This is a genomic window from Paenibacillus sp. LS1 (assembly GCF_026013365.1).
Lineage (GTDB): Bacteria > Bacillota > Bacilli > Paenibacillales > Paenibacillaceae > Paenibacillus.
Genome location: NZ_JAPDOE010000001.1, coordinates 238,589 through 249,219 on the forward strand (window position 1 = coordinate 238,589; position 10,631 = coordinate 249,219).

7 protein-coding genes and 1 pseudogene are annotated in these 10,631 nt (G+C 42.3%); 6 read left to right on the plus strand and 2 right to left on the minus strand.

The annotated features are described in order from the left end of the window. Positions 1-138 precede the first annotated feature (138 nt). The 3 genes from OM416_RS01070 to OM416_RS01080 all read left to right on the plus strand — a co-directional run bounded on the left by OM416_RS01070 (position 139) and on the right by OM416_RS01080 (position 4,805). Positions 139-2,028 carry a beta-glucoside-specific PTS transporter subunit IIABC gene (locus tag OM416_RS01070; RefSeq protein ID WP_264926232.1) on the plus strand — a complete coding sequence of 630 codons (1,890 nt, stop codon included), beginning with the start codon at positions 139-141 and terminating at the stop codon, positions 2,026-2,028. Between the two features lie 28 nt (positions 2,029-2,056). Beyond that, complete coding sequence (locus tag OM416_RS01075) at positions 2,057-3,481, plus strand: 6-phospho-beta-glucosidase (RefSeq protein WP_264926233.1); 1,425 nt, start codon at positions 2,057-2,059, stop codon at positions 3,479-3,481. An 88-nt stretch (positions 3,482-3,569) separates the two neighbouring features. Then, a complete protein-coding gene (locus OM416_RS01080) occupies positions 3,570-4,805 on the plus strand; it encodes an MFS transporter (protein WP_264926234.1) in 1,236 nt (411 codons plus the stop codon). Positions 4,806-4,864: 59 nt separating this feature from the next. Here the strand turns inward: OM416_RS01080 and OM416_RS01085 are convergent. Together OM416_RS01085 and OM416_RS01090 are read right to left on the minus strand one after the other, a co-directional pair. Continuing rightward, a pseudogene (locus OM416_RS01085) lies at positions 4,865-5,431 on the minus strand (GNAT family N-acetyltransferase). Between the two features lie 30 nt (positions 5,432-5,461). Then, positions 5,462-6,337, minus strand: coding sequence for a LysR family transcriptional regulator (locus OM416_RS01090; protein WP_264928757.1), 876 nt, complete (start codon positions 6,335-6,337; stop codon positions 5,462-5,464). Between the two features lie 108 nt (positions 6,338-6,445). Between OM416_RS01090 and OM416_RS01095 the strand changes: the two genes are divergently transcribed. The 3 genes from OM416_RS01095 to OM416_RS01105 all read left to right on the plus strand — a co-directional run bounded on the left by OM416_RS01095 (position 6,446) and on the right by OM416_RS01105 (position 10,631). Continuing rightward, positions 6,446-7,837 carry an MFS transporter gene (locus tag OM416_RS01095; protein ID WP_264926235.1) on the plus strand — a complete coding sequence of 464 codons (1,392 nt, stop codon included), beginning with the start codon at positions 6,446-6,448 and terminating at the stop codon, positions 7,835-7,837. 416 nt (positions 7,838-8,253) lie between these two features. Further along, positions 8,254-9,618 carry a cytochrome ubiquinol oxidase subunit I gene (locus tag OM416_RS01100; protein WP_264926236.1) on the plus strand — a complete coding sequence of 455 codons (1,365 nt, stop codon included), beginning with the start codon at positions 8,254-8,256 and terminating at the stop codon, positions 9,616-9,618. Further along, entirely contained in the window at positions 9,618-10,631 is a 1,014-nt protein-coding gene (locus OM416_RS01105) for a cytochrome d ubiquinol oxidase subunit II (RefSeq protein ID WP_264926237.1), read from the plus strand. Before OM416_RS01100 ends, OM416_RS01105 begins: the two co-directional genes overlap by 1 nt.

The following is a 10,631-nucleotide window of genomic DNA, read 5'->3' on the forward strand; positions in this document are numbered from 1 at the left end:
CAGATGATATTTTAAAGGTGTAGTGAATGCAGCCTTTATGTATTACAGATAAATAGCTTTTTTGTTGCATGGAAAGTTATTTAAAGCGCTTTCGATTTTATTCATTTAGGCGGCAACAACAAGAGGGGGCATTATGGGATGAGCAAGAAATACGAGAAGTTGGCTCAAGATATTGTAGAGAAAGTGGGCGGTAGTGAGAATGTATCCACTCTGACTCACTGTATGACTAGGCTTAGATTTGCACTGAATGATACCAGTAAAGCAGATCAAAAAGCGCTTAAGTCGTTTGATGGCGTTATTGATGCGGTTGAGAGCGGCGGACAATTTCAAGTCGTTATCGGCACACATGTTGAAGACGTTTACAAAGAAGTGATCAAACAACTTAAACCTAACGCGAGTTCATCGGGTGAACCAACTCAAGCTAGAAAAATTAGTATTTTGGGGAAGCTAATCGATTTCGTCTCCGGAACATTTAGTCCGATTGTTCCTGCTATTGCTGGTGCTGGGATGATCAAGGCACTACTCGCTCTGCTTATTTTGTTCAACTGGATTTCAAAAGATTCCCAAACCTACTATGTCGTAAGTCTTATGTCGGATGCCATTTTCTACTTTTTACCATTCTTGTTGGCATTTTCGGCTGCAAACAAATTAAAGTGCAGTCCCGTGTTAGCTCTCGTTTTAGCTGGTATTTTGCTCCATCCAAACTTGACGCAATTGCGTGTAGATGGAACTGAAGTAAGTGTTTTTGGAATCCCGCTAACTCTTGTATCTTATAGTTCATCTGTAGTTCCAATTCTCTTAATAGTTTGGTCACAATCATATATTGAATCTATGTTTAAAAGGATCATTCCGAATGCAGTGAAAATTATTTTTGTTCCCATGTTCACTATTTTAGTGACGGGAATTCTGGCCTTAACCGTATTGGGACCACTGGGGTCATTTTTCGGAACGTATTTAGCGATGGGCTTTGAATTCTTGGGCGCACATGGTAGCTGGCTGGTTATTTTCCTGGTTGCAACCTTCTGGCCAATACTGGTTATGTTTGGACTACACCATAATATTGTTCCTCTGTCCATTGCTCAAATCACCACATCAGGTTATGAGAATATCCTCGGTCCTGGAGCGATGATCAATTGTATAGGTCAAGGTGTTGCGGCATTAGTTGTAGGGATGAGAACCAGGGATAAAGCATTAAAACAAATTTCTACTTCCAGTGGGATCACAGCGTTGATGGGAATCACGGAACTAGCTCTTTACGGTGTAAATTTACCGAAGAGATACCCACTTGTCGCGGGTATGATTGGAGCTGCCAGTGGGGGACTCTTTGCAGGGCTAATGGATGTTTCCCGTTACGCAACAGGCGCTTCAGGAATCCCGGCGATTCCGCTGTACATTGGTGAAAATATCTGGAATCTATATAATATTTTGATCGCCCTTGTGATAACAACTGTTGTAACTGCTGTGCTTACCTATTTGCTCAGTTTGAAATATGAAAAAGACGCACCTTCACAAAATACTGTTTCAAGTATGAATGAGGTGAGTAGTGTTGCGGATGAAGTCATACCATTTAAAGATTCCGTTATTGCAACTCCACTTAAAGGTCAACTCATTCAACTTCAGGATGTACAGGATGTCGCGTTTGCCTCAGAGGCAATGGGTAAAGGAATTGCTATTGAACCCAGCGAGGGGAAAGTCATTGCTCCATTTGATGGTATGATTGTGTCCCTATTTCCTAAGAAACATGCTATTGGACTATTATCCGATGAAGGAGTCGAAATTCTTATTCATGTCGGCTTAAATACAGTAAAGCTGAACGGAAAATATTTTGAGGCTTTCGTGGAAGAAGGTCAGAGAATCACGAAGGGACAGACTTTGCTGACATTTGATCTGGAAAAAATCAGAGAAGAAGGATATGTCACTCAAACGCCTGTTATTGTAACCAATACGTACAGTTACTCGGATGTGATTGCAGAAACAAGTCAAAAAAATATTGATTTTAACAACACATTGTTGGTTGTCAAAGCTTAACAAAACTACAAGTTAGGAGTGTGTTTTAATGACTTTAAGAAAAGACTTTTTGTGGGGTGGGGCAGTTGCTGCTAATCAATGTGAAGGTGGATATGCCGAAGGCAACAAGGGACTATCCACAGTTGATGTGATACCGGCAGGGAAAGATCGTGTTCCTGTCATGCGAGGGCAATTAAAAATGTTAGAGTGTGATCAAGAGCATTTTTATCCAAGTCATGAGGCTATTGATTTTTATCATCGATATAAAGAAGACATTGCTTTATTTGCAGAGATGGGCTTTACGTGTTTCCGTTTATCTTTGGCATGGACACGGATCTACCCTAATGGAGATGACGAGCTCCCCAACGAAGAGGGCTTGCAATTCTATGAGAATGTATTTGATGAATGTTTGAAATACGGCATTGAACCTCTTGTCACCATCACCCACTTTGACGTCCCTATTCATTTGGTGAAAACCATTGGATCGTGGAGAAGCCGAAAAATGGTGGATTATTATGAGAAACTGTGTGAAACGATCTTCTCCCGTTATAAAGATAAAGTGAAGTATTGGCTTACCTTTAATGAAATAAACATGCTGTTGCATTTACCTTTTGGAAGCTCAGGTCTAGTGTTTGAAGAAGGTGAGGATGAGGACGCTGTGAAATATCAGGCAGCTCATCATCAATTGATCGCAAGTGCAAAAGCGACTGAAATTGCGCGTAGAATTAACCCGGAAATGAAGATTGGCTGTATGTTAGCAGGTGCCAACACTTATCCGTATACATGTGCACCAGATGATGTCTGGAAAGCCATGACAAGGGATCGCGAGCATTACTTCTTCGTCGATGTACAATCCCGAGGAGAATATCCAAACTATGCCAAGAAAATGTTAGAACGAATGAATATTCACTTAGCCATGGAAGACGGGGACGAGGAATGCTTGAAAAATAATACGGTTGATTTCGTTTCGTTCAGTTACTATGGTTCACGATTGACCAGTGCAGATCCGGCAGTAAACACACAAACGGCAGCTAACCTGTTTCCGACACTGCGCAATCCACATTTGAAAACGAGTGAATGGGGATGGCAAATCGATCCTGAAGGTCTAAGAATTACAATGAACTCCTTGTATGATCGATATCAGAAGCCACTATTCATCGTTGAGAATGGATTAGGAGCGATAGATACTCCTGATGAGACGGGATATATTACGGATGACTATAGAATCGAGTATTTGCGTCAACACATCCAAGCCTTCATAAAAGGAGTGGAAGAAGATGGCGTTGACTTGTTGGGTTACACATCTTGGGGTTGTATTGATTTAGTAAGCTCAAGTTCTGGAGAGATGAGTAAACGATACGGTTTCATACATGTCGACAAAGATGACGCTGGAAAGGGTACGTTGAAACGCAGCAAGAAAAAATCCTTTGAATGGTTCAAAAAAGTTATCCAAAGTAACGGTAAAGAACTCTAATCGACTGAGCAGTAACGTATGAAGTCATCGACTTATGCGTTACTGCTTTATCCATTTATCGCAGCATCGAGCGCTAAATGCTGGCCATATGGAGCAAATACAAACAGTAAAGGAGTTGATTTTTATAACATCCATGGAGAAGCTTAAAACATATTCGTTATTGTCCGTTGCGTTATTAATTTCTTCAGGTCCAGTGATTGCCGCTAACATTCCTGCGATAGCCAATGATTTTCCAGAGATATCGGTAACACATGTAGGATTATTAACGACCATACCTTCATTGTTTGTTATTCTTGGTGTGTTAATCGCTAATCGACTTGAACTTTTGATTGGTAGGAAAGCAACTATACTCACTGGATTAGGACTTGTTCTCATTGCGGGAGTATTTCCTGCATTGTATCATGACCTTTTTTCGTTGCTGTTCATTTCTCGCTGTTTGTTTGGGTTAGGTGTAGGTTTGTTTAATCGGCTCATCATTCAGATGATCAGTGATATGTATCATCTGAATCCAAGTAAACAAGCAACCGTAATTGGCTTAGAAAGTGCCTTTGAGGGATTAGGAGGCATTTGTCTGACACTACTCGTTGGTCAACTATTGAAAATGGGCTGGCATACATCATTTTATGTCTACGCCCTGGCACTTCCTATTTTCATCGCGTTCCTGATTTTCGTTCCTTCTGATAAAAAAGAGCTTAATAGCAGAGAAGAGGTCACAACGAATCCAAGCCACACAAATAATAAAAAAGCCCTTCAAGTCATGATTGGCTATGGTCTCTTATTATTTGTGATTGTAGCTATCTTCATCAATTATAATTTACAGATTACTCCTTTGATTTTGGAAAAAAATATTGGAAGTGCGACAAACGGAAGCAATATGATTGCATTTATAGGTTTGGGAGCTTTTGTTGCCGGCTTTTCTTTTGGAAAAGTATACAAAACATTCGGGAATTATATCGTTCCATTATCGATTCTGTTACTCGGAAGCTCGATGTTCATTACCACAATATCGCAAAGTATCATGCTTACTACCGTTTGCTCAATGATCATCGGGTTTTCATTCCGCTGTATAATGCCCTATTTATTGCATACGTTTGCTCAACAAATCGCGAAAATGGCAAAGTTGGGTACTACCATTGTTCTGATCTCGTATAACTTGGGAGCCACACTTTCGCCGTATGAAGGAAGGTTAATTACTCAACTGTTGCAACTAGATACAGTGCAATCATTGGTCTCCAGTAATGCAATGATCCTATTGTTGATGTCAGTAGCCAGTTTTGGAGTAGTAACCCTTCATCGCAAAAAGAAGAATATTCAACAAACATAGAAAACAGGGAACTTCTTGATATGGAGTTCCCTTGTTTTAGAGTGAGTTGTATAAACCCTTTAATTAGAATTTTTGTAATAAACCAAGTGCTCGGTCCACTCATCATTTTCGTGTATAAAGCCTTTACGTAGGCATTCAAATTCCATACCAACACTCTCTGCTAGTTTCATGGAAGGGGTGTTATCCACATTAATATGAGCTTCTATGCGGTGGAATTTCAGATGTTCGAATGCCATATGAAGAGCCTCATTTACCGCTTCTTTACCATAACCTTTTCGCCAATACTGATTATGGATCGTGTATCCGAAGCTTCCCCATTGAAAATGATCTCGGGCCAAGGTCGCAATATCAATCATACCCAGATATGTACCATCATGCTTTCTAAACACACCAAATACATAAACGGCATCTGTACGCGCTAACTCCTGGTGTCGATCTACCAGATCATGAAATCAATCCAGTGTACATTCACTCATATCCATTTTTCCTTTATCATGGCGGTGTTGGGAAGGCGAGCGGTTTTCAAATGCATTCAACCAATTTTCATAATCGTCTTTCTGTAATGGTCTGATGACTAACCGTTCTGTCTCTGCAATATAATCAAATCTTTCTGCTTTTAATTTCAAAATGATATCTCCTCCGGATTAAATTCCCCCTCAAGTCATAGCACTGAAATAGTCCATAACTACGCTACGAAACGCTAAAGCGGCTTTTGAAATATAAATGTTTTTGTGCGAAAGAAGAGCAATTTCCCGAACGAGTCTGTGCTCCTCTACCTGCAAGAATCTAACACGTTCATTCGGGTTTCTGGCTGTGCTTGGTATAAATGCGAGACCGATCTCCGCCTCCACAAGGGCGGTTAATCTTGCAGGCTCATCACCTTCATATACATACTTCGGTACAAAACCAACAGATTGACATACGTAATCTACCATATCACGAACACCATACCCTTGCTTAACCCCTACAAATCGCTCGTCCTTAAGCTCAGTTAATTGAATGCTACTTCGGTCTGCATATCGATGACCCATAGGAACGGCTACTACGATCGGATCGTTATATAGTATCTGACATTCGATGTCGTCACCTTGAATCGGAGGGGAGGCCAGACAAAAATCTACCTCGCCCCGATGTAGAAGTCTGGACATGTTTTCTAACGAAACCATTTGCACATGGAACTGAATATCCGGCTTGTTTTTCCGGAATTCCCGCAGTATACCTGGCAATGTGCTCGCCGTAGTCACCGCCAATTGCAGTGTGCCCTGATCCGGGTTGGAGAGGTCAGCAATTTCCCGCTGTCCCTGTTCCAGTTCGAATAGGGCTTTTTCCGTTCGGTGAAGAAATGTTCTTCCAAAGTCATTTAGTCGCAGCTTTCTTCCGATTCGATCAAATAAAGGGACTCCCAGGTCGTCCTCTAATCGTTGTATCGTTTTGCTCAGGGAGGATTGCGTAACATGCAGCTTTCCAGCGGCTTCGGTAACATGCTCGCATCGGGCCACCGTCAGGAAATATTTGAGTTGAAGAAGCTCCATTTGTACCATCCTTCATTCCTTCTAGTTCATTAAATCATAACATACAATGCGTTGGAATAAATGAATAGTTTCAAGTAAGATGACAGCAGAAGAAGGAGAGGTGCACCAATGAACGTTCGAAAAAAAGGATTGATGTTAGCTGTTGGACTCGGAATCATGTTGAATCCGTTAAATTCCTCCATGATTTCTGTGGCTATCTCAAGATTGCAACTCGTGTATCAACTTGATTTTACAGCCGTTTCGTGGATTATTTTATCGTTCTACATTGCCAGTGCTGTGGCTCAACCCGTCATGGGCAAGTGTAGTGATTTGTTCGGGCGCAGGAAGATTTTCCTCATGGGTCTTGTTATTGTTTTCGTTTCATCCATGTTAGCTCCATGGTCTCCCAGCTTTTCATGGCTTATCGTATTTCGAATCGTTCAATCGATTGGCACAAGCATGATGGTGGCTGTCGGAATGGCGATTGTGAGAATGAACGTGACTGAAAAACAAGCATCCGCCTTGTCTACCTTGGCGATATTCCTCTCTGGAGCAGCTGCAATTGGACCTTTTATTGGTGGTGTATTGATTCATTGGTGGGACTGGCATAGCATATTCATCGTTAATATTCCGTTTGTCATGGTAAGCTTTTGGTTCGGCTGGAAAAGCATCCCGAAGGACGAGACATCTCCGTCTATCTCTGGTCATATGTCCATTCGGCAATGGCTTGCGTTAATTGATGCACCAGGTATCCTGATGTTTACGGTAGCCTTGGTGACTCTACTCATTGGTTTACTTTCAGTGAATTCCACAGGAGATATTTCATCTTGGCATCTACTGACAGGAGGAATCGGGATAATTGCACTAGTTATATTCATCCGACATGAATTAAAAGCAACTACACCTTTTATCCCTCTGCGAACGTTTGCCAGATACCCCGAAATGACGTGGGTCAATGTGCAATACATGCTGGTGAACATCCTGTTTTACGCTCTTTTTTTTGGCGTTCCTACGTACTTGAAGCAGGTACGTCATCTCAACGAAGTCTATACAGGAATGAGTATGCTAGCCTTGGGGGTGTGTTCACTAATTATTTCTCCGATCGCCGGGCGCTGGATTGACAGATCGGGATCACGACCAGCTCTGATCGTATCCGCTGGTTTAATGACAGTCGGCTCGCTATTTATCGCCGTCATGAACGAAACTTCCCCAATCGTCATTATCATTGTTGCTTTAGCTTTATTTGGCATAAGTAACGGCTTAAACGCGGTTGGCATGCAAGCAGCTCTGTTCAAAAGCACACCCAAAGAAATGATCGGTGTAGCATCGGGGATTTTTAATACATCACGCTACCTGGGGACCATCTTATCGTCATTATTGATTGGGATCGTCATGAGAGATACATTCAGTGTGACAGGATTTCAGATACTTGGCGTCATCCTTACAGTGCTTGCTGCATCGTTAATCATTATGAGCATACGTAGCAAGGAGGATGGGGTGAATCCAGAGCAGGTAAACTAAGCGAAACTGCCGTTTAATACCACGGTTGCACCCAATGAAGCAATAGCTCCATTGGGTGTTTTTTTTGTTTTTCACCAAGTTGTCAGAAAGAGTTGATCCTTTCTTGAACGTTTAGGGTAGAAGACGTGACTTTGATTGAATTAGATAAAAATAAAGATATAATAATTTTGATTATTAGGTCTTGCAGAGCATTTTCTATGCATTCGATATCAGGAATCAACAGGAGTAAACGCAAAGAACATGTGGCAAGATATCGTTGTCATTTACTTTGTGAAATTTTTCTCTTAATTCGTTCACATGAACGATTAGGAACGTCCAAACCTGGTATTTAATGCAACTAATGAGTAGCAGACCTGGTCCTAAGCAAAAATTGATCACAAAAATGAAACAGAGTTTGAAAGGAGGCAACACAAAGAATGGCTATTGATACGGTGTTATGGAGCAGGCTGGTGACGGGTTTGACGCTCGGATTCCACGTGATTTTTGCAACACTTGGTGTCGGCGTACCATTGATGATTGCTATTGCAGAGTTCATCGGTATTCGGAAGAAGGATCACCATTACATACTTATGGCAAAGAGGTGGTCCAGAGGGTTTGTCATATCTGTGGCTGTTGGTGTTGTGACTGGTACAGCGATATCACTGCAGTTGGCCCTGGTATGGCCGAATTTTATGAAGCTGGCCGGGAATGTCATTGCACTGCCACTATTTATGGAAGTATTTGCATTCTTTTTTGAAGCCATCTTCCTGGGAATTTACTTGTATACGTGGGATCGGTTCAAAAATCCGTATATCCACTGGCTGCTGACTATTCCGATTGTCGCCGGGGCAGGCATGTCTGCTGTGTTTATTACAACAGTGAACGGATTCATGAACCAGCCTGAAGGTTTTGTCATGGAAGCAGGTCAATTCATGGCAGTGAACCCCGTGCAAGCGATGCTGAATACGGCGACGTTCTCCAAAGTGTTCCATGTATTAAGCTCGGCTTATCTGACAGGAGCTGCCCTGTTAGCAGGAATAGCAGCCTTTGCGATGCTGAGAAAAGGAGTGTCAGCCTACCACAAAAAAGGCTTGAATCTCATGATGGCCGTTGTGCTGGTATTCAGTTTATTAAATTCCTTAGCTGGAGATGTATCTGCCAAGTTTTTGGCTGAGCATCAGCCGGAGAAACTCGCAGCGGCCGAGTGGCATTTCGAGACAGAAAGCGGCGCGGATTTGATTTTATTGGGATGGTTGAATGCTGAACATGAAATTATAGGTGCACTTCATTTGCCTAAAGTGCTCAGCTTCCTTGCCTTTGGAGACTTTAACGCCGAGGTAACCGGGCTGAACGAATTTCCACCAGACGAGCAGCCACCACTGCTTGTGCATTACTTGTTCGACTTAATGGCTGGAATAGGTTTCGCTCTACTTGCTATATCAAGTCTGTACTTCCTGTTTGTGTTTTGGAAGAAACGTAATCAGTTTAACAAGTGGATGCTTCGTATGGTTGCACTTAGTGCACCGCTTGCTTTTCTGGCTGTTGAGATGGGCTGGTTCTATGCAGAGATCGGGCGGCAGCCATGGATCATCCGAGGTTATATGCGGGTAGAAGAGGCCGCTACTTCTTCACCGAGTGTGAGAATTTTATTTTTCGTCTTCTTGCTTCTCTACATCCTGCTAGGCGTTATGTGTGTCGTCGTACTGAGACGGTTGTTCAATAACAATCCTGCTGACCTTGAGATGGAGAAATGGTTGAAAGAGAAGAATAATCAATCGGCCGAGAAAGGGGAGCAGGTCTGATGAGTTATGAATTGATTGGGATATCGGTACTCTGGCTGTTTTTGTACGGCTATCTTATTGTAGCATCCATTGATTTTGGAGCAGGTTTCTTCGCCTTTTATGCACGCCTGACGAAGCAGGATCACCTGATTAATCGTCTGATCTCTCGCTATCTATCACCGGTCTGGGAGATCACCAATGTATTCTTTGTCTTTTTCTATATTGGCATCGTCGGATTCTTTCCGGATACCGCCTATTATTATGGCTCCGCGCTGCTTGTTCCAGGAAGTATTGCCGTCATTCTACTTGCCATTCGTGGGTCGTTCTACGCTTTCGAAAATTATGGTTCCAAAAAAAGTATCGTGTACTTGTTTTTATACGGAGCAACAGGTTTGCTTATTCCGGCGTCGTTGTCAGTAGCACTGACATTGTCTGAAGGTGGCTTTATTTTGAAGCAGGGGGATACCGTTTCCCTGGATTACTGGGCGCTGTTTACCAATCCATTATCGTGGAGCATCGTTGGTCTAGCCATCGTGTCCGTATTGTTCATTAGCGGATCATTTCTCACATTTTACGCTTCACGGGCAGAGGATCATTCGGCATTGAAGCTGATGCGGAACTATGCATTGTTCTGGAGCACACCGACCATTATTCTCGCGCTGACTGCATTTATATATTTGGGTCAACACAATGAGCGTCATTTTCAAAATATGATGGATTTATGGTGGCTGCTGGCGCTTTCCGTTGCATTTTTCATGATTGCCATGTGGCTGTTATATAACGGACGCCGTTATGGTATAGCTTTTATATGTATCATGCTGCAATTTTTCACAGCCTTTTTCGCTTACGGCATTGGGCAATATCCTTACATTCTTGATCCATACATCACCATTCAGAGCAGCGCCACATCGCCTGCAATGGGCTTCGCTCTAGTGGTCGTGTTTATCGGTGGTCTGTGCCTGTTAATTCCTTCTCTGATTCTGGTCTTCAAACTGTTCCTGTTTGATGCGGATTATGTGAAAGGGAAAAAATAA